The organism is Achromobacter aegrifaciens (assembly GCF_902859965.1).
In the GTDB taxonomy this organism is placed as follows: domain Bacteria; phylum Pseudomonadota; class Gammaproteobacteria; order Burkholderiales; family Burkholderiaceae_B; genus Achromobacter; species Achromobacter aegrifaciens.
The window spans coordinates 1,603,249-1,624,294 of the sequence record NZ_CADIKO010000002.1 but is presented as its reverse complement, the minus strand read 5'-3'; the positions used below and the strand labels follow the sequence as shown (position 1 = coordinate 1,624,294).

The 21,046-nt window shown below is 68.3% G+C and carries 23 protein-coding genes; 11 read left to right on the top strand and 12 right to left on the bottom strand.

The annotated features are described in order from the left end of the window. Nucleotides 1–6: 6 nt before the first annotated feature. Nucleotides 7–654 carry a TetR/AcrR family transcriptional regulator gene (locus HV793_RS18740; RefSeq protein WP_054453648.1) on the bottom strand — a complete coding sequence of 216 codons (648 nt, stop codon included), beginning with the start codon at nt 652–654 and terminating at the stop codon, nt 7–9. A 147-nt stretch (nt 655–801) separates the two neighbouring features. Here HV793_RS18740 and HV793_RS18735 point away from each other — a divergent pair, with 147 nt between their 5' ends. The 3 genes from HV793_RS18735 to HV793_RS18725 are packed head-to-tail and all read left to right on the top strand — an operon-like array spanning nt 802 to nt 3,355. After that, a complete protein-coding gene (locus HV793_RS18735) occupies nt 802–2,013 on the top strand; it encodes a Tm-1-like ATP-binding domain-containing protein (RefSeq protein ID WP_054452480.1) in 1,212 nt (403 codons plus the stop codon). A gap of 11 nt (nt 2,014–2,024) precedes the next feature. After that, complete coding sequence (locus tag HV793_RS18730; protein ID WP_175164168.1) at nt 2,025–2,855, top strand: phosphoenolpyruvate hydrolase family protein; 831 nt, start codon at nt 2,025–2,027, stop codon at nt 2,853–2,855. A 56-nt stretch (nt 2,856–2,911) separates the two neighbouring features. After that, nucleotides 2,912–3,355, top strand: a complete 444-nt coding sequence (locus HV793_RS18725; RefSeq protein ID WP_054452474.1) for an SRPBCC family protein — start codon at nt 2,912–2,914, stop codon at nt 3,353–3,355. A gap of 18 nt (nt 3,356–3,373) precedes the next feature. Here the strand turns inward: HV793_RS18725 and HV793_RS18720 are convergent, their stop codons facing one another. Then, complete coding sequence (locus HV793_RS18720) at nt 3,374–4,339, bottom strand: LysR family transcriptional regulator (RefSeq protein WP_175213727.1); 966 nt, start codon at nt 4,337–4,339, stop codon at nt 3,374–3,376. A 126-nt stretch (nt 4,340–4,465) separates the two neighbouring features. Here HV793_RS18720 and HV793_RS18715 point away from each other — a divergent pair, with 126 nt between their 5' ends. Continuing rightward, nucleotides 4,466–5,950 (top strand): N-acyl-D-amino-acid deacylase family protein, encoded by a 1,485-nt coding sequence (locus tag HV793_RS18715; protein ID WP_175213726.1) that lies wholly within the window; start codon nt 4,466–4,468, stop codon nt 5,948–5,950. Between the two features lie 32 nt (nt 5,951–5,982). Further along, on the top strand, nt 5,983–6,942 hold the full coding sequence (locus tag HV793_RS18710) for a tripartite tricarboxylate transporter substrate binding protein BugE (protein ID WP_175164170.1): 960 nt from the start codon (nt 5,983–5,985) through the stop codon (nt 6,940–6,942). Between the two features lie 7 nt (nt 6,943–6,949). Here the strand turns inward: HV793_RS18710 and HV793_RS18705 are convergent, their stop codons facing one another. The 5 genes from HV793_RS18705 to HV793_RS18685 are packed head-to-tail and all read right to left on the bottom strand — an operon-like array spanning nt 6,950 to nt 11,356. After that, nucleotides 6,950–8,320: a sulfite reductase subunit alpha gene (locus HV793_RS18705; protein WP_175213725.1), complete on the bottom strand. Its 1,371-nt coding sequence runs from the start codon at nt 8,318–8,320 to the stop codon at nt 6,950–6,952. Between the two features lie 4 nt (nt 8,321–8,324). Further along, nucleotides 8,325–9,350 carry an FAD:protein FMN transferase gene (locus HV793_RS18700; RefSeq protein ID WP_082400854.1) on the bottom strand — a complete coding sequence of 342 codons (1,026 nt, stop codon included), beginning with the start codon at nt 9,348–9,350 and terminating at the stop codon, nt 8,325–8,327. A gap of 14 nt (nt 9,351–9,364) precedes the next feature. Further along, the gene (locus HV793_RS18695; RefSeq protein ID WP_054452460.1) at nt 9,365–10,165 is read right to left on the bottom strand and encodes a DUF4198 domain-containing protein; all 801 of its coding nucleotides are present in this window, start codon (nt 10,163–10,165) and stop codon (nt 9,365–9,367) included. A gap of 20 nt (nt 10,166–10,185) precedes the next feature. Beyond that, on the bottom strand, nt 10,186–10,701 hold the full coding sequence (locus tag HV793_RS18690; RefSeq protein ID WP_054452457.1) for a DUF2271 domain-containing protein: 516 nt from the start codon (nt 10,699–10,701) through the stop codon (nt 10,186–10,188). A 28-nt stretch (nt 10,702–10,729) separates the two neighbouring features. After that, nucleotides 10,730–11,356, bottom strand: coding sequence for a PepSY-associated TM helix domain-containing protein (locus HV793_RS18685; protein WP_054452454.1), 627 nt, complete (start codon nt 11,354–11,356; stop codon nt 10,730–10,732). A 187-nt stretch (nt 11,357–11,543) separates the two neighbouring features. Here HV793_RS18685 and HV793_RS18680 point away from each other — a divergent pair, with 187 nt between their 5' ends. Both HV793_RS18680 and crcB read left to right on the top strand, forming a co-directional pair. Further along, the gene (locus HV793_RS18680) at nt 11,544–12,098 is read left to right on the top strand and encodes an HdeD family acid-resistance protein (protein ID WP_054452451.1); all 555 of its coding nucleotides are present in this window, start codon (nt 11,544–11,546) and stop codon (nt 12,096–12,098) included. A 6-nt stretch (nt 12,099–12,104) separates the two neighbouring features. Beyond that, nucleotides 12,105–12,497 (top strand): fluoride efflux transporter CrcB, encoded by a 393-nt coding sequence (crcB, locus tag HV793_RS18675; protein WP_054452448.1) that lies wholly within the window; start codon nt 12,105–12,107, stop codon nt 12,495–12,497. 16 nt (nt 12,498–12,513) lie between these two features. Here the strand turns inward: crcB and hpnE are convergent, their stop codons facing one another. The 3 genes from hpnE to hpnC are packed head-to-tail and all read right to left on the bottom strand — an operon-like array spanning nt 12,514 to nt 15,528. Continuing rightward, nucleotides 12,514–13,836: a hydroxysqualene dehydroxylase HpnE gene (gene hpnE / locus HV793_RS18670; protein ID WP_175213724.1), complete on the bottom strand. Its 1,323-nt coding sequence runs from the start codon at nt 13,834–13,836 to the stop codon at nt 12,514–12,516. Further along, a complete protein-coding gene (hpnD, locus tag HV793_RS18665) occupies nt 13,833–14,696 on the bottom strand; it encodes a presqualene diphosphate synthase HpnD (protein WP_054452444.1) in 864 nt (287 codons plus the stop codon). Before hpnD ends, hpnE begins: the two co-directional genes overlap by 4 nt. Nucleotide 14,697: 1 nt before the next feature. Continuing rightward, complete coding sequence (gene hpnC, locus HV793_RS18660; protein ID WP_054452442.1) at nt 14,698–15,528, bottom strand: squalene synthase HpnC; 831 nt, start codon at nt 15,526–15,528, stop codon at nt 14,698–14,700. Between the two features lie 129 nt (nt 15,529–15,657). On the opposite strand from hpnC, the gene alr reads away from it, so the two are divergent. Beyond that, nucleotides 15,658–16,785 carry an alanine racemase gene (gene alr / locus HV793_RS18655; protein ID WP_054452440.1) on the top strand — a complete coding sequence of 376 codons (1,128 nt, stop codon included), beginning with the start codon at nt 15,658–15,660 and terminating at the stop codon, nt 16,783–16,785. Between the two features lie 154 nt (nt 16,786–16,939). Continuing rightward, nucleotides 16,940–17,659, top strand: coding sequence for an SDR family oxidoreductase (locus HV793_RS18650; protein ID WP_042794220.1), 720 nt, complete (start codon nt 16,940–16,942; stop codon nt 17,657–17,659). A gap of 5 nt (nt 17,660–17,664) precedes the next feature. Here HV793_RS18650 and HV793_RS18645 read toward each other — a convergent pair whose 3' ends face one another. Continuing rightward, the gene (locus HV793_RS18645) at nt 17,665–18,534 is read right to left on the bottom strand and encodes a LysR substrate-binding domain-containing protein (RefSeq protein WP_175213723.1); all 870 of its coding nucleotides are present in this window, start codon (nt 18,532–18,534) and stop codon (nt 17,665–17,667) included. A gap of 81 nt (nt 18,535–18,615) precedes the next feature. Between HV793_RS18645 and HV793_RS18640 the strand changes: the two genes are divergently transcribed. Continuing rightward, nucleotides 18,616–18,996, top strand: a complete 381-nt coding sequence (locus HV793_RS18640; RefSeq protein ID WP_175213722.1) for a tautomerase family protein — start codon at nt 18,616–18,618, stop codon at nt 18,994–18,996. A 21-nt stretch (nt 18,997–19,017) separates the two neighbouring features. Here HV793_RS18640 and HV793_RS18635 read toward each other — a convergent pair whose 3' ends face one another. Next, complete coding sequence (locus tag HV793_RS18635; RefSeq protein WP_054452434.1) at nt 19,018–19,971, bottom strand: LysR substrate-binding domain-containing protein; 954 nt, start codon at nt 19,969–19,971, stop codon at nt 19,018–19,020. Nucleotides 19,972–20,081: 110 nt separating this feature from the next. Between HV793_RS18635 and HV793_RS18630 the strand changes: the two genes are divergently transcribed. Beyond that, nucleotides 20,082–20,975: an MBL fold metallo-hydrolase gene (locus HV793_RS18630; RefSeq protein ID WP_013394808.1), complete on the top strand. Its 894-nt coding sequence runs from the start codon at nt 20,082–20,084 to the stop codon at nt 20,973–20,975. Nucleotides 20,976–21,046: the final 71 nt, after the last annotated feature.

Below are 21,046 nucleotides of genomic sequence, written 5' to 3'. Positions count from 1 at the left end.
AGCCGTTCAGGCTTTGGCGGCCTTCGCCTCTGCGCGCGCCTGCGCGATGATGGCGCGGGCGGTCCAGCGCGCTACGTCCGTGAGTTCGGCCAGCTCCAGTTTCCAGATGTCCTTCAACACCAGGAACACCTCCGTCCCATAGACCAGCGACAAGGCCTGGGCCACGCGGTCCAGCTGGGCCGGGGTCAGCTCGGGCGCCAGCGGCGCGATGGCGCGCCTGAGGATGTCGACGCGATGGCCGCGCACCAGCCGCGGTTCGGTTGCGGCGCGTCCGGCGCTGGCTTCGGCGTGCTGCTGCAGCGACACCATGATGGCGGCGCGCAGCGGCGCTTCGTGCGCTGCCAGCCGGGGGTAGGCGAAGCGCAGCAGTTCGTCGATGCGGTCGGCGGCGTCGGGCGCGGCAGAGTCCCAGGCCAGGATGGGCCCGAGGCTCTCGTCCACCACGGCTGCGATCAGCGCGCTCTGGCTGGGAAAGTAGCGATAGGCGGTGGCGCGCGATACCTGCGCGTGTTCGGCCAGTTCGGCCACCGACGGCGTGATGCCCTGGGCCATCAGCCGCTGCGCCGCATCCAGCAGGATCTTGCGCATGCGCGCGCGCGGCCCGTGCGGCGGTTCGCCGCTGGCGGCGGCTTGCGGACTGGCCGGCGCGATCAGGCGCGCCGTGCCGGCCGCGGAGGGGGCGGGAGTTTGACGTGAGACAGGTGTCTCAGTATGATTCTTTCGTCTCATTTCTAGATTCTACAGGCCTCGCGGCCTCACATATCGAGGCGCGCACCGAGTGTAGCCGCCCGCGGAGGAGTCATGACGCATACGAATCGGCGGGTCTACGTGGCCGCCACCTATGACACCAAGGGCCAAGAGGCTGAGTACGTGATGGACCTGCTGCGCCGGGACGGACTGGATCCGGTGTCGGTGGACGTGTCCACTTCCGGCGCCGCCAGCGCGGCACAGGTGCAGGCCAGCGAGGTGGCCGCCAGCCATCCGGGCGGCGCCGGCGCGGTCTTCACCGGCGACCGTGGCACGGCCATCGCGGCCATGGCGCTGGCGTTCGAACGCTACGCGGCCGGCAACGCCGGGATAGGCGCGCTGCTGGGCCTGGGCGGCTCGGGCGGCACCGCGCTGATCACGCCCGCCATGCGCGCGCTGCCGATCGGCACGCCCAAGCTGATGGTGTCGACGATGGCCTCGGGCAATGTCGCGCCCTATGTCGGGCCCTCGGACATTGCCATGATGTATTCCGTGACCGACGTCGCGGGCCTGAACCGCATTTCCCGCCGGGTGCTGGCCAATGCCGCCGGCGCGATCGGCGGCGCCTTCAAACAGGCGGCGAGCGCCACGGCCGATGACGGCCGGCCCGCCGTGGGCATCACCATGTTCGGCGTCACCACCGCCTGCGTGCAGCAGGTGACGCCGCTGCTGGAGTCCCGCTACGACTGCCTGGTGTTCCATGCCACCGGCACGGGCGGGCAGTCGATGGAAAAGCTGCTGGACAGCCATCTGCTGGGCGGCGTGCTGGACCTGACCACCACCGAAGTCTGCGACTTCCTGTTTGGCGGCGTGCTGGCCTGCACCGAAGACCGCTTCGGCGCAGTGGCCCGCACCGGGCTGCCTTACGTGGGCTCCTGCGGCGCGCTGGACATGGTGAATTTCGGCGCCATGGACACCGTTCCGGAACGCTACCGCGGCCGCAAGTTCTATCCGCACAATCCGCAGGTGACGCTGATGCGCACCACCGTGGAAGAAAACACCCGCCAGGGCGAATGGATCGCCGCCAGGCTGAATCAATGCCAGGGCCCGGTGCGCTTCCTGATCCCGGAGGGCGGCGTCTCTGCGCTGGACGCGCCGGGACAGGCGTTCTGGGATCCGGAAGCCGACGCCGCGCTGTACGCGGCGCTGGAGGCGAATCTGGTGCAGACCGCCGACCGCCGCCTGGTGCGCGTGCCGTGCCATATCAACGACCCGCTCTTCGCCCAGACCGCGGTCGACCAATTTCTTGAAATCGCTACACACTGAGGACCGCCGCCATGCCGCGCTTTGACCGCAACGAACTCCTGGACAAGTATCGCGCCATGGTGCGCTCGCGCACGCCCATCGTCGGCGGCGGCGCGGGCACCGGCTTGTCGGCCAAGTGCGAGGAAGCGGGCGGCATCGACCTGATCGTGATCTATAACTCGGGCCGCTACCGCATGGCGGGGCGCGGGTCGCTGGCGGGGCTTCTGGCTTATGGCAACGCCAACGAGATCGTGGTGGACATGGGGCGCGAAGTCCTGCCGGTGGTGAAGAAGACGCCGGTGCTGGCCGGCGTCAATGGCACCGATCCGTTCTGCGATTTCGACGTGTTCCTGGACGACCTCAAGCGCCAGGGCTTTGCCGGCGTGCAGAACTTTCCCACCGTGGGCCTCATCGACGGCACCTTCCGCGCCAACCTGGAAGAGACCGGCATGGGCTACGCGCTGGAAGTGGACATGATCCGCCTGGCCCACAAGAAGGGCATGCTGACCACGCCCTACGTGTTCAACGAGGACGACGCCGTCGCCATGACGAAGGCCGGCGCCGACATCATCGTGGCCCATATGGGCCTGACGACCGGCGGCTCGATCGGCGCCGAGACCGCGCAGACGCTGGACGGTTGCGTGGCGGCCATCGACCGCATCGCCGCTGCCGCGCTGGCGGTGCGCCCGGATATCATCGTGCTGTGCCACGGCGGTCCCATCGCCACGCCCGAAGACGCGGCCTACGTGCTGCGCGCGTGCAAGCATTGCCATGGCTTCTATGGCGCCAGCTCGATGGAGCGGCTGCCCACTGAACAGGCACTGACCGCGGCAACGCGCGAATTCAAGAGCCTGACGTTCTGATTCCGTCGCTTCCGACGTTTTCTCCATCCCTGGGCCGCGCGCCCGCAGGAGTCCGCATGCCGCATACCGTACACGTCAGCGCCATCATCCACGCGCCGCTTCAGAAAGTCTGGGCCAGTTTCCGCGACTTCAACGGCCTGGCCGCCTGGCATCCCGGCATCGCCGAAAGCCGCCTGGAAGAGGGCGGCCGCCATGACGCCGTAGGCAGCGTGCGGCACCTGTCGCTCAAGCCTTCCGGTTTCGTCCGCGAGCAGTTGCTGATGCTGGACGATCCGGGCACGGCGCTGCGCTACTCCATCATCGAGACCGACCTGCCCATGCGCGACTACATCGCCGGCGTGTCCCTGCATGCCGTCACCGAGGGCGGCCACACGCTGGTGGAGTGGTGGGCGGATTTCCGCGTCGAGGGCGCGGAGCTGAGCGACGTGGCCAACGCCGTGGGCCGCAACGTGTTCGCGGCGGGGCTGGCGGCGCTGGATGAGAAGCTGCGCGGAGCCTGATCGCGCCGAGCCTGTCTTTCAGGCTTTCAAAGCCTTGGCTGGCATGCGCTTGCAGCCGGCCGGCAGCGGCGCGCTGCGCAGGTAGTCGTGGATGGCGCGAATCAGCGCCTGCGCGGCGGGGCTCAAGGGGTATTCCTTGTGCCGGATGATGCAGACCGTGCGCACGACCGTGGGTCGCGCCAGCAGTGCGTAGGCCAGTCCCGGCTCCATTACCCGCTGCGCGGCCAGCGCAGGCAGTAGCGCCACGCCCAGGCCGGCCTGGACCAGCGCCGCCTGCGAGGTGGTGCTGGACGCTTCGTAGAATGGCGCGCCGGCTTCTATCGGCAGGTCGGCGCGGGCGCGCAACAGCGCCATGATGCCGGTCTCGTCCACCACCCCCACCAGTTTGCGGCCGGCCAGGTCCGACCAGCGCATCGTGCCGTCGCGCGCGGGGCGCAGGCTGGCGTCGTCTTCCCGGTACAACACGCCGAAACGATCTTCCAGCAGGGCGTCGAACTGCAGGCCGGGCGCGTCGGCCCAGCGGCTGGTCAGGCCGAAGTCGACCTCGCGCGTGGCGACCTTGCGCTGGATGCGGCCGGAGTTGTCGTCGCTGAGATACAGGCGCACCGCCGGGTAGCGGGCGGAAAACGCCGCGGCGGCGGGCGCGATGATCTGCGTGATGGCAGACGGCGCTGCCGCCACCCCGACCCGACCGCGCTCCAGCGCGCCATAGCGCTGCACGTCGTCTATCACCCCATCGAAATCCGCCAGCAGCCGCATGACGCGCGGCAGGAATTCCTCGCCGGCCGCCGTCAGCAGCACGCGCCGGCTGGTGCGCGCGAACAGTTGCGTGGCGAGCGCGTCTTCCAGCTGCCGCACCAGGCTGGTCACCGACGACTGCGTCTGGAAGAGGCGCTTGGCCGCGTGCGTGAAGCTGGATTCCTGGGCCACCGCGACGAAGGCGGTCAGGTGCTTCAGGGTGACGTGCTTGGGCAGACGATTCATTTCAAATAGCGATAGATGGATCAATAAAAACAATTTTCCCAGATTGATCGGGCCGACGATACTAGACCATTTCGGCGTCCGCTGGCCTGGCGTATCCGCCGGCGACACCCTCAAGGCGGGAGCACCATGCGGCAGGAACCTCTGGATCTGATCATTGAAGGCGGCTGGGTCATCGACGGCCTGGGCGGCCCACGTCGGCGCGCCGACGTGGGCGTGGCGGGCGAGCGCATCGCCGCCATCGGCGACCTGTCGGGCAGGACTGCCACGCGCCGGGTGGACGCGCGCGGCAAGATCGTGGCCCCCGGCTTCATCGATGTGCATGGCCACGACGACCTGATGTTCGTGGAGCGGCCCGGCCTGGAATGGAAGACCACCCAGGGCATCACCTCGGTGGTGGTGGGCAATTGCGGCGTGAGCGGCGCCCCGGCGCCCTTGCCGGGCAATACGGCCGCGGCGCTGGCCCTGCTGGGGGAGACGCCGCTGTTCGCCGACATGCAGGCCTATTTCGGCGAGTTGCGCGCGCAGCAACCCATGATCAATGTGGCGGCCCTGGTGGGGCACGCCAACCTGCGACTGGCCGCCATGCGCGACCCCGCGGCCCAGCCTACGGCCGAAGAGCAGGACAGCATGCAGCGCATGCTGGACGAAGCCCTGGCCGCGGGCGCGGTGGGCTTCAGCACGGGCCTGGCCTACCAGCCTGGCGGCGCGGCGCGTCCCGCTGAACTGGAGGGGTTTGCGCGGGTGGCGGCGGCGCGCGGCGCCATGCATACCAGCCATATCCGCAACGAAGGCGACGAGGTCGAGGCGGCCGTCGACGAGGTGCTCTCGGTTGGTCGTAACACGGGTTGCGCCACCGTGCTGTCGCACCACAAATGCATGATGCCGCAGAACTGGGGCAAGAGCCGCGCCACGCTGGCCAACATCGACCGCGCGCGTGGCGAGGGCGTCGAGGTGGCGCTGGACATCTACCCGTACCCCGGCAGCTCCACCATCCTGATTCCAGAGCGCGCCGAGACCATCGAGGACATACGCATCACCTGGTCCACGCCCCATCCCGAATGCGGCGGCCAGTTTCTCAGCGACATTGCGGCGCGCTGGGGCTGCGACAAGACCACCGCGGCGCAGCGGCTGTGTCCCGCGGGCGCGATCTACTTCGCCATGGACGAGGCCGAGGTCCAGCGCATCTTCCAGCACGAATGCTGCATGGTGGGCTCGGACGGCCTGCCCAACGACGCGCATCCGCATCCCCGGCTGTGGGGCAGCTTTACGCGCGTGCTGGGCCGATACGTGCGCGAGGCCGAGCTGATGACGCTGGAGACTGCGGTCGCCAAGATGACTTCCCTGCCGGCCCGCGTGTTCGGCCTGGCCGGGCGCGGCCAGCTGAGCGAGGGCGCCTGGGCCGACATCGTCGTGTTCGACGCCGACACGGTCGAGGACCGCGCCACCTGGGAGGCGCCGACGCTGGCTTCCGCGGGCGTGGAGCACGTGCTGGTCAACGGCCAGCAGGTCTTCCCGGCCGAAGCCGGCATGGCCCGCCCCGGGATGGCCCGCCCCGGCAAGATCCTGCGCCGTGAAGCAATGGCGCAAGCCGCCGCCGGCGCGGCCACATAAGAATTCCAACCATCCGTACAGGAGACATACCCATGATGCGCAAGACTTGCGTAGCCCTGGCGCTGGCCGCCATGCTGCCCGCCGCCCACGCGGCTTTTCCCGACCATCCCATCACGCTGATCGTGCCGTTCCCTGCGGGCGGCCCGACCGATATCGTGGGCCGGCTTGCGGCCGCCAAGGCGGGCGAGATCCTGGGCCAGCAGATCGTCGTGGAGAACCGCACGGGCGCGTCCGGCACCATAGGCATGACCGCCACCGCACGGGCCAAGCCGGACGGCTACACCGTGGGCCTGGCCACCGTCAGCACGCACGGCACCGCGCCGCACCTGTTCCCCAAGCTGGCTTACGATCCGGTGAAGGATTTCACGCCCGTCAGCAACCTGGTCACCAGCCCCAACATCCTCAGCGTGAATCCGCAGTTTCCAGCCAAGACGCTGGCCGAGTTCGTCGAGCACGTGCGCGCCAATCCCAGCAAGGACGGCTATGCCAATGCCGGCGCGGGCGGCGTGAACGACCTGGGCATGATCTGGTTCCTGCAGATCATCGGCGGCAAGATGAACAGCATTTCCTATCGCGGTTCGGCGCCCGCGCTGACCGATACGGTGGGCGGCGTGGTGCCGGTGATCTTCGACAATTTCCCGTCGTCGCTGCCCTATCTGAAGAGCAATCACCTGCGCGCCCTGGCCATCACCGGCGCCCAGCGCAACCCGCGTCTGCCGGACGTGCCGACGTTCGCGGAGCAGGGCTACAAGGATTACGACGTGACGGCCTGGTACGGCGTGGTGGGACCTGCCGGCATGCCTGACGACGTGCGCGACAAGCTGGCCGACGCCTTCGCCCGCGCCGTGCGCGATCCGGCGACCGCGGCCAAGATGGAAGAGACGGGCGCGTTCCCGCTGGGCAATACTCCGGCCGAGTTCGGCCAGCAGATCCGCGCCGAGCGCGACCGCTGGAAGACAGTGATCGAGAAGGCCGATATCAAGCTGCAGTAAACGCAGCTCAGTACACGTCGCGGCGGTAGCGGCCGTCGCGCTGCATGGCCTGCAGGCGCGCGGCGCCCAGTATGTCCTGCAGGGCGGCGTCCACGCCGCCGGCCATGCCTTGCAGGCTGCCGCAGACGTAGATCGCGGCGCCGGCATCGGCCCAGGCGCGCACGGCCTGGGCCTCATCGCGCAGATGGTGCTGCACGTAGCGGCGGTCGGCCTGGTCGCGCGAGAACACCGCGTCCACGCGTTCCAGCGTGCCGTCGGCGCGCCACGCGTCGATCTCTTCCCGGCAGAACCAGTCATGCGCCGCATTGCGTTCGCCGAACACCAGCCAGTTGCGACGGCGGCCCGCGGCGCGGCGCGCCTTGATCAGCGCGCGCAGGCCGGCCAGGCCGGTGCCGTTGCCCACCAGCAGCAGCGGACGGTCGTCGGCAGGGGCGTGGAAATTGCGGTTGACGCGCACGCGCAGGTCGATCGCGTCGCCGGGCTGGGCGATGTGGGTGAGCCAGCCGCTGCCCAGGCCCAGCGCGCCATCGGCGCCGCGCATCTGGCGCACCAGCAACTGGATCGAACCGTCTTCCGGCAGCGATGCGATCGAGTATTCGCGATGCGCGAGCAAGGGGCCGCCGGCTTCGCGCCGCGGGCCGATCTCGGCGATGTCGCCGGCCTGCCAGCCGCGCACGCCATCGGCTGGCGGCGTCAGCGTCAGCAGGTAGCAGGGGCCGCCCTGGCTATGTGGATTGAGCTGCTCGCGCGCGGCCAGGCGCCAGGATTCGTACACCGGCGCCTGCCAGTCGGGCAGGTCGCTGCGTCCGGCCAGCAGGCCCAGGTGGTGTTGCCAATGGCGCAGGGCGGCGGGGTCGCCGTTGTCGACTTCCACCAGGTCGAACAGCGGCGTCGCGCCCTGCGCGTGCAGCCAGTCGTCCAGGCGATGGCCGAAGCCGCAGAACTGGGCGTATTCGCTGTCGCCCAGCGCCAGCACCGCGTAATGCGCGCCGGCCAGCGCCGGGGCCGTCTGCTGCATCTGTTCGGCGAAGGCCGCGGCGGCATCGGGCGGATCGCCTTCGCCATAGGTGCTGACCACGAACAGCATGCGGCGATACGCCGCAAGACGCTTGGCATCCAACTGTTCCAGCGAGGCCACGCGCACGGCGAGGCCGCCCGCGCGCAGGGATTCGGCGGTCTGCGCCGCCAGCGATTCGGCATAGCCGGTCTGCGTGGCATAGGCGACCAGCAAGGTGTCTTCAGGGACGGGCGCCTGCAGGGCCTGCAAGGCCTGCTCCTGCTGCGCCTGATGGCGCTTGGCGCGGCGGCGGGCCCAGACGCACAGAAGCAGCCAGGCGCCCACCACGCATGCTGCCGCGATCAACCGGGTTGCTGGCATGTCGTCAGGCTATGGCGGCAAGCGCCTGGAATGCGGGCGTGGCGACGACGCGCCAGGCGTCGCGCTCGCGCAGGATGAACAAGGCCGCCAGATCGTGGCGGCGCGCATAGGCCAGGCCCTCGTCTTCGCCCAGCACGGTCAGGGCGGTGGCGAGCGCGTCGGCCTGCATGCATCCGGAATGCAGCACGGTGACCGAGGCCAGATTGTTGCGCACCGGCAGTCCGGTGCGCGGATCGATGGTGTGGGCGTAGCGCTCGTCGCCGTTGCCCGCGTGGCGGCGGTAATCGCCCGAGGTGGCGATGCTGCGGTCGGATAGCGGCAGGGCCAGCGCATGGTCGTCGCTCGCGTCCGGCACTTCGATCGCGACGCGCCAGGGCTGGCCGTCGGGCCGTTTGCCGCGCGCGCGCAATTCGCCGCCCACTTCGACCAGGTATTGGGTGATGCCCAGGGCATCGAGCGCCATCGCGGCGCGGTCCACGCCGTAACCCTTGGCGATGGAGGAAAGATCCAGATAGGCGCCGCCCGGCTGCAGCGCAGCGTGGCGTTCGGTGTCGAGCCGCACGCGGCGCCAGCCGCAGCGCGCGCGCGCCGCCTCGATGGCGGCAGGCGCGGGCGGCTCGAAGGCGCGCTGGTGCGGTCCGAATCCCCAGGCGTTCACCAGCGGTCCTACCGTGGGGTCATACGCGCCGCCAGTGTCCCCGGCCAGCGCCAGCGCGTGGCTCAGCACATGGAAGAATTCCGCCGGCAATTCCTGCCAGCCGGCCGCGGCCTGGTTGTAGCGCGTGATGTCGGAATCCGCCTCCCAGGTGCTCATCTGGGCGACCACTTCGTCCAGTGCCGCCTGGATGGCATGGCGCGCCGCGGCTTCCGTGCGTCCGGCCGGCAGCGCCATGCGCGCCGACCAGGTGGTTCCCATGGTGGCGCCGGCCAACGCCGCGGGCGCCGCCGGCATTGCCGGCATGGCGCCATAGGCGACGCGCACGGCAGCGGCCGGCGCGCCGCGCTGGGCGTAGGAAGGAGAGTTGGCCATGCGCCTGCGGCGGCTTAGGGCTGCAGCACTTCGACCGTGCCCGCGTAGGACAGGCGGCGCTTCTTGGCTTGCGGCACGCTGACCTTGGCGTCTTCCATGCCGGCCTCGATCCAGTACAGGCCGGGCTGCGGCCACTTCACGGAGAACTTGCCGTCCTTGTCCGTCTTCAGCTGGATTTCGCCGACCTTGTCGCGATAGCGGCTGCCGCCGGGCACCACGTTGACTTCCAGTTCGGCGGCGGGCTTGCCGTCCAGCAGCATCTGGAAGGTGGCGGGCTCGTCGGTGAACAGGTCGTTCGGGTGGGTCACGGGCGCCAGTTCCAGGCCGCGGCCGACCGGCTTGACGGCCGAAGGCTTGCCGGCGGTCACGAAGGTTTCGACGCGGCCCAGGCTTTGCGAGACTTCCAGTTCATCGGCCTTGGCCGGAACGGCCTGCGCTAGGCCTTCGGGCTTGCCGAAGTAGCGCTTGTTCTTGCCGTCTTCCTTCCAGCGCGCGAACACGCCGTCGTTGACCACGGCCACGCGGTAGGTACCGGCCTGCTTCAGTTGCAGGTCGAAGGTGCTGCGCAGCTTGCCCTTGTTGATGTTCTCGGCTTCGGCGGCGCTGCCGTCCGGGGCAGTCACGGCCAGGCCGTCCAGGCGCAGCGGGGCGTGGTTGAAATAGAACTTGTCGTTGCCGACGGCGGCGTCGACGGTGACCCAGCTGTCGGTGCCCGACAGCACCGTCGAGGACGGCACCATCCAGACGTCATGCGCCTGGGAGGCGAAGGGCAGGCACAGCGCCAGGGCGGCGGCCAGTTTGGCGGCGGATTTCATCGTTGCGCTCCTAGGGGATCTCAAGGTTTCAGGTCGAGCGCGATGGCGCCCAGTTCGTGTTCGCCGCGCGCGGTCAATTGCTCGGCTTTTTGCGGCGGCCATTGGAAGGGAATGCGCAGCAGCTCGCGGCCGCCGACTTCGCGTGCGGCTTCGACCACCACGGCGTACTGGCCGGGCTTCAGGCCCGACAGCGGCTTGCTGGCCGCGTCAAAGCTCAGCGCATGCTTGCCCACGGGCTTGGTCGCGCCGCTGACGCCGTCCACCGGGAACTGCTGGTTGCGGCCGCTGCGGCGCCACCATTGGCGCATGTCCTTGAGCCATTCCGTGCCTTCGTTGTTCTTCTTGGCCACGTCGTACCAGACGGCCAGGTCGCTCGCGACGCTCTGATCCGGGTTTTCGATCCAGATCGCGACGTAGGGGCGGTGGTACTCCGCCACGTCCAGGCGCGGGATCTCGATGGACAGGCCGATGTCGGCCGCTTGGGCCGTTCGGGCGATCAGGCCGGCCAGCAGGGCCGACAGCAACAGCTTGCGCATGGAAATCTCCAGGGGCGGATCGTTGGAATCAATGTATGAAAAGTAGGGCCAGCACCACCGGGATCACCACGCCCAGGCCGACCATGGGCCAGGTCGCGCTGCGGTTGCCGGCGTGCATCTTGAGCAGCACCAGTCCGGTCAGCGAAAAGACCAGACAGGCGACGGCGAAGATGTCCAGGAACCAGCTCCAGGCCAGGCCGGTGTTGCGCCCCTTGTGCAGGTCGTTCAGGTACGAGATCCAGCCGCGGTCGGTGCGTTCGTATTCCACGTCGCCGCTGGCCAGGTCGATGGACAGCCAGGCGTCGCCGCCGGCGCGCGGCAGCGACAGGTAGACCTCGTCGGCCGACCACTCGGCCGGTTTGCCGGCGGCGGAGGCATCCAGCGTCTGGTCCAGCCATTGCGCGACGGGCGCGGGCAGCGGCGCCTTTTTTTGGGCTGGCGGGGGGGACAGTTGCTGCAGCACGGCGTCCGGCATGCGGGCCTCGCGGCTGGTCACGACCGCCCGGGACTCGATATGCGAGGCATTGTTCAGGGTCAGGCCCGTCACCGCGAACAACAGCATGCCCAGCAGGCACAGCGCCGAGCTGATCCAATGCCATTGGTGCAGCGTCTTGAGCCAATAGGCCCGGCGGCGGGGAGTGGGTTGACTGTCCATGGGGTATAGGGTGAAAGCCCGCGGATTCTAACATTTAATGAGAATGACTCTTATAAATGCCTCCGTGGTCCGCCCAAGGAAATTTCAATTGGTTTCGGGGCAAGCGTCGGCAGAAAAGGGCGCGTCGTGGCGCCTGCCTGCCAGCGGCGATAAGATAGGCCACCCGTTACAAACACCGGAGGTCGTCATGCTTGAACAGCAAGTCGTGGATCAGATCGGTCGTCATTGGGGTTGGGTGGCGTTGCGCGGCGTCGTCGCCATCCTGTTCGGGCTCATGGCCTTGCTCATGCCTGCCATCACCTTGTCCGCGCTGGTGCTGGTGTGGGGCGCTTTCGCGCTGGTGGACGGCGTGCTGGCCCTGGTCGCCGGCGTGCGCATCCGCGACAACGGCAAACCCTTGTGGGCGCTCATCATCGTGGGCCTGCTGGGGATCGCGGCCGGCATCGTCACCTTCCTCTATCCAGGCCTGACCGCGCTCGTCCTGCTCTACATCATTGCGATCTGGGCGCTGGTGTCCGGCATATTCCAGGTTGTCGCAGCCATCCGTTTCCGCAAGGACATCCGCAACGAGTGGTTGCTCGGCCTCTCGGGCCTGGTGTCCATCCTGTTCGGCGGCATGCTGATCATGCAGCCGGGCGCGGGCGCGCTGGCGCTGGTCTGGGTCATCGGCGCCTACGCCGTGTTTTTCGGCATACTGCTGCTGGTCTTTTCCTTCCGCCTCAAACAGCACAAGGCGTCCTGAAATCCGATGTCCGCATACCAAACCCTGATTCCCCTGAATTTCCTGGCCGTGGGCCTGGGCGCCATGTTCGGCGCCTGGACCCGCTGGCTGGTCAGCATGTGGCTCAACGTGGAGTCCTGGCCCTGGGGCACCTTCGCGGTGAACCTGGCCGGCGGGTACCTGGTCGGATTGGTCCTGGCGCTGGTGGCCGGGCATCCCGAATGGCCGGCCTGGGTGCGGTTGGGCGCGATCACGGGTTTCATGGGAGGCTTGACCACGTTCTCGACCTTTTCGGCCGAGACGGTGGCGATGCTGGAGCGCGGCGCCTACGCCAGCGCGCTGGGCTATGCCGGGTTCAGCCTGATCGGGTCGCTGCTGCTGACGGCGGCCGGGCTGGCCACTGCCAGCCTGCTGCGCTAAGGCCTGCGGGCGGCGTTCAGGCTGCTGCCGGATTCAGCACGCGGGCGGCCTGCAGGCCGCTGCGCACCGCGCCTTCGAGCACGCCAGGGTAGCCCGTGTCGGTCCAGTCGCCGGCCAGCGCCAGCGTCGGCCAGGGCGTGGAATTCAATGGCCGGGTCAGGCCCGGCACCGCCGCGAAGGTGGCGCGTTTCTCGATGAACAGTTCCGCGGCCGTCACTTCCGGCATGGCCGGCAGGCGCGCGGGATGGCGCGCCGCCTGTTCGGCCACCTGGTCGATCAGCGCTTCGATGACCTGCCGGCGGTTGCGTTCCGCGATGCCGGTGGCCGCGCTGGTCACCACGGCCAGTTCGCCGGCCTTGGTGTCGCCGGCCAGCTGCGCGCGGTCGAACAGCCATTGGCCGTAGTGGTCGCGGGCGGATTCCTCGCGCAGCATCATCATGGGTTCGGGCAGGCGCCAGGGATCCTGCAGCCGCAGGTTCAGCGTGGCGATGGGCATGTACTCGAATGCCTTGAGCGCATCCAGCAGCCCGGTGGCGCCCGCTTCCCGCAGCGGGGCGTCGAGCAGCCGTGCGGCAAAGGCGGGCGGCACCGCCAGCACGGCCGCGTCGAACCGTTCCTGGTTGATGTCGATGCCTTCAGCGGACGGGCGGAGCTGGCGCACGGTGCTGCCGTAGCGCATGGTCACCTGGCGCGCGGCGGCGTCGGGCCAGAGCGCGGACAGGTCGGTGCAGGGCAGCAGCATGTCGCTGTTTTCGCGGCTGCCGGTCAGGCTGTCGCGCAGCACGCGCGCGAACAGCGCGGCGCTGGCCGTGGCGGTTGGCGTGTTCAGCGCGGCCAGGCATAGCGGTTCCCAGACCTGGCGGATCAGTGCATCCGATTGCGCGTGGTAGTGCAGCAGGTGCAGGACGGTCCATTCGCGCGGCGGCGTCCAGGCCATGGTCTTCAGGCCGCGCATCAGGCGCAGCGTCGCCAGGCGGTCCTTCCAGGCCAGGCCGCGCGCGCGCACGATCGCCGCCGCCATGTGCAATGGGGCCGGCAGCCGCGGCGCGGCCAGGCGGAAGCGGCCGTCCAGGCTGGCCAGCTGCAGCGGCCGGCGCATCAGCAAGGCGTCCGGGTTGCGGCCGACGCGGCGCATCAGCGCCAGCGTGTGCTTGTAGGCGCCCGACAGTAGGTGCTGGCCGTTGTCCAGCGGCGCGTCGAAATCGGTGTGGAAGACGCGCCGGGCGCGGCCGCCCGGCGTATGGCCGGCTTCGAAGACGGTGACTTTGGCGCCGGCTTCGCGCAGGGCGACGCTGGCTGCCAGGCCAGCCCAGCCAGCGCCGATGACCGCGGCCTTCACCGCGCCAACCGGCGGACCAGTCCGCGTCCGCCGCCCACCCAGGTCTTCCAGGCGAGCCACAGCTTGCGCAAAGGGGTGAGCGAGATGCGCTGATGCAGCACCTGCCAGTTGTCGCGCTCGATCTCGTCGAGCAGCGCGTGGTAGATGGCCGCCATCATCAGGCCCGGGCGCTGCGCGCGGCGGTCCGCCTCGGGCAGGTTGCTCATGGCCTCGCGGTACAGTCCGCGGGCGCGCTCGGCCTGGAACTTCATCAGCGCGCTGAAGCGGTCGGAGTACTCGCCGTTCAGGATGTCCGAGGCCTTGACCTCGAATTGCTGCATGTCGTTGACCGGCAGGTAGATGCGGCCGCGCCGGGCGTCGTCGCCCACGTCGCGGATGATGTTGGTCATCTGGAACGCCAGGCCCAGCTTTTCCGCGTAGACCAGGGTCTTGGGGTCGGAGTAGCCGAAGACGCCGGCCGACAGTTCGCCCACCACGCCGGCGGCGTGCCAGCAGTATTTGCGCAGGCCCGGCCAGTCCAGGTAACGGGTCTGGTCCAGATCCATTTCCATGCCGTCGATGACGGCCAGCAGGCGTTCGCGCGTGATCGAACAGCTTTGCAGGTGCGGCTGCAGCGCGCGCGTCACCGGGTGGTCCGGATTGCCGTTGTACATCTGGTCGACCTGCGTGCGCCACCAGGCCAGCTTGACGCGGGCCAGCGACGGGTCGGTGCATTCGTCGACCACGTCGTCCACTTCGCGGCAATACGCATACAGCGCCGTGATGGCGCGCCGCCGCTCGGGCGGCAGGAAGAGGAACGAGTAGTAGAAGCTGGAACCGCTCTTGGCGGCTTTCTCCTGGCAATATTCGTCAGGGGTCATATCAGGTAATTGCGCGCCACAACATGATGGCCCAATCTTTGGCGCCCAATTCGGGGCGATTCATGAATACATCGTAGCCGCCCGCCTCGATACGCTCCAGCACGCGCAGCCCGCCTTGCACCACCAGACGCAGCTCCAGGCCCATGCGGCCCGGCAGGCGGCGCGCCAGCGGAGCGCCGAAGTGTAGCAGTGCGCGGGCGCGTTCGACTTCGAAGGCCATCAGGTCGCGCCAGGCGGGCGTCAACCGGCAGGCGGCCAGGTCCTCGTCCGTCACGCCGTGGCGGCGCAGGTCTTCCTGCGGCAGGTAGACGCGCTGCTTGTGCCAGTCCACCCGTACATCCTGCCAGAAATTCACCAGCTGCAGGCCGGTGCAGATGGCGTCGGCCTCGGTCACGTTATGCGGATTGGTGGCTTCGAACAGGTGCAGCATCAGCCTGCCCACAGGGTTGGCGGAGCGGGTGCAGTAGTCCGCCAGCGTGGCGTAGTCTTCGTAGCGCTTGACGCTGATGTCTTGTTCGAAGGCGGACAAAAGGTCGTAGAACGGCGTGATGGGCAACTGGTGGCGCGCGATGGTGGCCGCGAGCGGCACGAAGATGCCGGCCAGTTCGGGCGAGCCGGGTTCGGGCGTGGCGCCTGGTTCGGCGCCGATGCGGTGCAGCTCGGCGCGGAACGCGGCCAGCTGGCTCAGCCGTTCCGCGTCGGTGGCGCTGCCTTCGTCGGCGATATCGTCCGCTGCGCGGGCGAAACGGTAGATATCGGTCACGGCGCCGCGCAGCCTGCGCGGCAGCAGCAGCGAGGCGACGGGAAAGTTCTCGTAGTGATCGATGGGCATATTTGGAATTGCGGATCTGGCCTGGGGGCCTGGACCGATCCATTTTAGAGTAGTCGCATTCCGGCGGCACGGCGCCATGCCGTGCGGGACGCGGATCAGTTAGACTTAAGCGCCACAGGATCCCACACCATGCCGCGTCCCATATCCGCCACCGTCTCCGTTTCCGCGCTTGCGCACAATCTTGCGGCCGTGCGCCGCCACCTGGACCAGACGGCCGCCGCGGCTTCCGGCCTGCCGCCCTCGATCTGGGCAGTGATCAAGGCCAATGCCTATGGACACGGCATCGAGCAGGCCGTGGCCGGCTTCTCCAAGGCCCAAGGCCTGGCGATGCTGGACCTGGACGAAGCGGTGCGCTGCCGCGAGGCGGGCTGGGGCGGCCCCATCCTGCTGCTGGAAGGCTTTTTCGAACCCTCCGACCTGGACATCGTCGACCGCTACCACCTGAGCACCACGGTGCACAACCGCGAGCAACTGGACATGCTGGCCCGCGCGCGCTTCTCGCGCCGCGTCGACATCATGCTCAAACTGAACAGCGGCATGAACCGCCTGGGCTTCAGCCCCGCCGCCTACGCCGCGGCGCATGAGCGCGCCATGCTGCTGCAACAGCAGGGCGTGCTGGGCTCGGTGGGCAAGATGACCCATTTCGCCTGCGCCGACGGCCCCCAGGGCGTGAACGAGCAACTGGCGGTATTCAATTCGGTGACGCATAAGATGCCGGGCGCCATCAGCGTCTGCAATTCGGCTGCCACGCTGCGCTTCGCGGAGATCGCGGTTGCCTCGGAAACCCAGGCGCACTGGGTGCGCCCGGGCATCTGCCTGTACGGCGCGTCGCCGTTCGCGGACGCCGAAGCATCTTCCTTCGGTCTGAAACCGGCCATGTCGCTGCGATCGGAAATCATTGCCGTGCAGGATTTGAAAGCCGGCGATTCGGTGGGCTATGGCGCCATCTTCCGCGCCGACCGCTCCATGCGCATCGGCATCGTGGCCTGCGGCTATGCCGACGGCTATCCGCGTCACGCCACCACCGGCACGCCGGTGGTGGTGGCCGGCATCCGCACCCAATTGGTGGGCCGTGTTTCCATGGACATGCTGATCGTCGATCTGGGGCCCGTCCCCGCCGCCGGCGTCGGCTCCCCCGTGTCGCTCTGGGGCGAGGAAGGCCCCTCCGTGGACGAGGTGGCCCTGGCCGCCGGGACCATCGGCTACGAGCTGCTGTGCGCCCTGGCGCCGCGCGTTCCGGTCACCCGGGACGTCTGAAAAGGGCCGGTCCCTTGCGGCCGGGCAGGCTGTCCGGCAGGCAAGAATTGCTACGCAATTTACAAGACAGGTGGCGCCGGATGGTGTCTACTTGGAAGACCGGGCGCCCAAGCGCCCGTTTTTTACCAAGAAAACAGAAGCGAGGTTTCAACCCATGAAGGACAAATGCGTGCTCGTCACGGGCGCCACCAAAGGCATAGGCTGGGCGCTTACTCAGCGGCTGTCCGACATGGGCTGTCATGTGGTGGGCATCGCGCGCAACACCACCGACGTGGACTTCCCGGGCTACCTCTATGCCTGTGACCTGGCGGACGCCGGCCGCACCGAAGAGGTGCTGCGCGAGATCCGCGAGAAATTCCCGGTCGACGCCGTGGTCAACAACGTCGGTATCGTCTCGCCCCAGCCGCTGGGCGAGATCGATCTGGCCACGCTGTACAACGTGCTCGACCTGAACGTGCGGGTGGCGGTGCAAGTCACCCAGGCCTTCATCGAATCCATGAAGGTGCGCCGCGCTGGGCGCATCGTCAACGTGGTCAGCCGCGCCATCCACGGCGGCCTGGAGCGCACCGCCTATTCGGCCGCCAAGAGCGCGCTGGTCGGCTGCACGCGCACCTGGGCGCTGGAACTGGCCGAATACGGCGTCACCGCCAACGCGGTGGCCCCCGGCCCGATCGAAACCGAGATGTTCCGCGCCACGCGGCCTGCCGGCAGCGACGCCGAAAAGCGCGCGCTGGCCTCCGTGCCCATGAAGCGTTTGGGCACGCCCGCCGAAGTGGCGGCCGCGATTGCATTCCTGCTGTCGGACGACGCCGGCTTCATCACCGGCCAGGTGCTGGGCGTGGATGGCGGCGGCAGCCTGGGCGGCCGTTCCTGACGTTTTCAGGCTTGTTTTCGGCCTTTCACTGCGCTGCGGAACGCCGCGCCCAGGGCCGTCAGCGCATCGCGCGCGCGGCCATCCCTGACCCTGGTGTGCAGTAAGACCGGCAGTTGCGGCAGGGCAGGCAGTCCCATCCTCGGGCCCGCGTCGACCGCGCCGAAGGGCAGCATGCGCGGAGACAGCGCCGCAACGCCGAGTCCCGCCATCACGGCGGACGCGACCGCCATTACGCCGCCGCCCACAAAAACTTCCGTCCACGGTATGCCCGATTCGTCGAGCAGTTGTTCGGCGATGGCGCGCACGCCGCAAGGTTGCGCCATGGTGGCCAGGGGCAGCGGTTCGCCTGCCCGGTGCTGCCAGTCGGGCGCCGCGTACCAACCGAATTTTTCCTTGGTCAGGACCTGGCCGTCATCGCGTCCCGCATGCAGGCGCACGATCACCGTATCGAGTTCGCGCCGGTCGTAGCTCTGGAGCAAATCGCCGGATGAGGCAATCCGGATTTCGATCAGCAACTGGGGATCCGCCGCGTTCATGCGCGCGATCAGCGCCGGCAGTTCCGGTCCCGCCACGTGTTCGCTGATGCCGACGGCAAGGCGCTGCCTGTCCTCGGCAGCCGCGGACAGCGCACGGTCATGCGCCGCCAGCAGTTCGCGCGCCTGTCCAAGAAAGGCGGCGCCCCTGGCCGAAAGCTCCACATACCGCGGCGTGCGTTCGATCAGGCGGAAACCGAGCCGGTCCTCGAGCCGCTTGAGTTTCAGGCTGATGGCGGCCTGCGTCGTCTGCAGGACTTCGGCGGCGCGCGTGAAGCTGCCCAGTTCGGCAATGCGGACAAAGGCCCTGACCGCGGCGATATCCAGTGGGCGTTCAGTCATTTCAGATGCTTATCATTGAAATATAGAGCCATAGCTTATCAGAATGGCTAACATGGAACGGCACAACAACGGAGAACCACCATGCCGCTAGTCCATGTCTCATTGCGCGCTGGCAAGCCGCAAGCCTATCGCCAGGCCATCTTCGACAACATCTATCTGGCCATGCGCGAAACGTTCAATGTTCCCGAAGACGACCAATTCATGACCATGACCGAGCATGAGGCGTCGAACTTCCGCTATAGCCCGACCTACATGGACGTGGCGCGCAGCGACGACCTCGTCTACATCCAGATCACGGCGAACAACACGCGCAGCCTGGAACAGAAGAAGGCGCTGTTCCAGCGGATCGCGCAGCGCCTGGGCGATGATCCCGGCCTGCGGCCCGAGGACGTGTTCGTGAACCTGGTGGAGGTGGCGAAAGAGAACTGGTCTTTCGGTTACGGTCTCGCGCAATACGCCTGAGACCGGGAGGCGGCTGCGGCGCTACGCGCCCAGCGCGCCAGCTTCCACCCGCAGCGCGTCCAGAAAGCGCTGCAGCGCCGGCGCCGCTTCAACCTGCGCGCGCTGCACCACGCCTACCGGCGGCAGGTTCCAGTCGGGGCGGAATCTCAGGATGGCCAGCACGCCCAGCGCGGCATAGTGCTGCGCCACCGCGCGCGGCATGGCCGAAAGCAGGTCGCTGCTGCGCAACAGCACCTCGTTGGCCAGCAGCGATACCGATTCGGCCATGGGCGCGCGCAGCGTCAGTCCCTGTTCGGCGAAGTAGGAGTCGATGCGCTGGCGCAGTGGCGCCTGGGGCGGCGGCAGGATCCAGTCCTGCCGCGCCAGCGCAGCGGCGGTGATACGGGTGGACTTGGCCAGCGGATGGCCGACGCGCGCCACCACGCAGATGGGCTCTTCGTACAGGACCTCGGTACGGAACACGGGCTGTGTCGCGTCCAGCATCAGGCGGCCCAGTACGCAATCGAGTTCGCCGCGCGCCAGGCCGGCCAGCAGCGCGTCGTGCGCGCCTTCCTGCAGCATGACGGTGACGCCGGCATGGTCGGCGCGCAGGCGCTGCAGGGCGCGCGGCACCAGCACGGGCAGGGCCACCTGCTGCACGCCGACGCGGATGCGGCCGCTGGCGCCGGCGGCCAGCGCGGCGATTTCATTGCGCGCGCCGGACAGGTCGGACCAGAGCACATCCGCCTTGCGCGCCAGCGCATGGCCGAAGCCCGTGGGCACGATGCCGCGGCGCGTGCGCTGGAACAGCGGCACGCCGAACATGTCTTCCAGTTCCAGCAGCTGCTTGCTGGCCGCGGGCTGCGTCATGCCGAGCTCGGCCGCGGCCTTGTGCACGCTGCCCAGGGCATAGAGGGCGCGCAGCAGGTCCAGGTGGCGCATGCGCAGGCGTCCGCCAATGTGGTGCAGTTCGGGAATGCGGGGCGTGGCAGGCATTTTTTGCAATTCCTGTTGGTTATCACAGCATTCTAATAATTGATTAGATTGTATGCACCCCATCCCTATACTGGATCGCAGTTCAACCGACCTGTGCAAAAGGGGAAAACATGAAGATCACGATGCTGGGAACCGGAGCCGCGCTGCCCGATCCCGACCGGGGCCAGTCCGCCATCCTGCTGACCCTGGATGACGATACCCACTACCTGTTTGACTGCGGCGAGGGCGCCACGCGCCAGATGGTGCGCGCCAACGTCGATCCGGCCAAGGTCGGCTTCGTGTTCCTGACGCACCTGCACCACGACCACATCTGCGACTATCCCTACTTCGTCATCTCCAGCTGGATGCTGAACAAGACCGGCGCGCCGCTGGTGCTGGGGCCGAAGGGCACCCGCCATTTCGTCGACCACCTGTTCGAGAACGGCGCCTACCACACCGACTACCAGGCGCGCAGCGCCTATCCGGTGCGCCAGGCCAATCTGGAAGCCATGCGGCCCGAGGTGCGGGAAGTCAGCCCCGGGCCGGTGTTCGACGACGGCAGGGTGCGCATTTCGGTCGATTGGGTGGAGCACATTCCGCGCGACGTCTGCGAATGCTTCGGCGTGCGGGTGGAGGCCGAAGGCAAGGTCATCGCGTTCAGCGGCGACACCGCGCCCTGTGAAGCCATGGTGCGCCTGGCACAGGACGCAGACCTGTTGATCCATGAATGCACCTTTCCAGAATCATTCATCGCGCACCGCGCCAAGACCGGCGTGGGCACCTATGCGCACACCAGCCCCACGGACCTTGGCATCATCGCCAGCCGCGCCGGCGTCAAGAGCCTGGTGGCGACGCACTTCGGCCATTTCGATTCGACCAGTCCGGTGATCAAGCGCGCCGCGGCCAAGCATCTGCCGGTGGAACTGATGGGACCGCACTTGATGGACGAGATCGTGGCCGACATCCGCAAGAACTATTCGGGCCCGCTGCGGCTGGCCCATGACCTGATGCGCATCGACTTGTAGCATCCGCGAGGAAAACCTGCCGGCCGCCGGGCCGGCGCGCGCGGGCACGGCCCGCCGGCCAGGGAGAACAC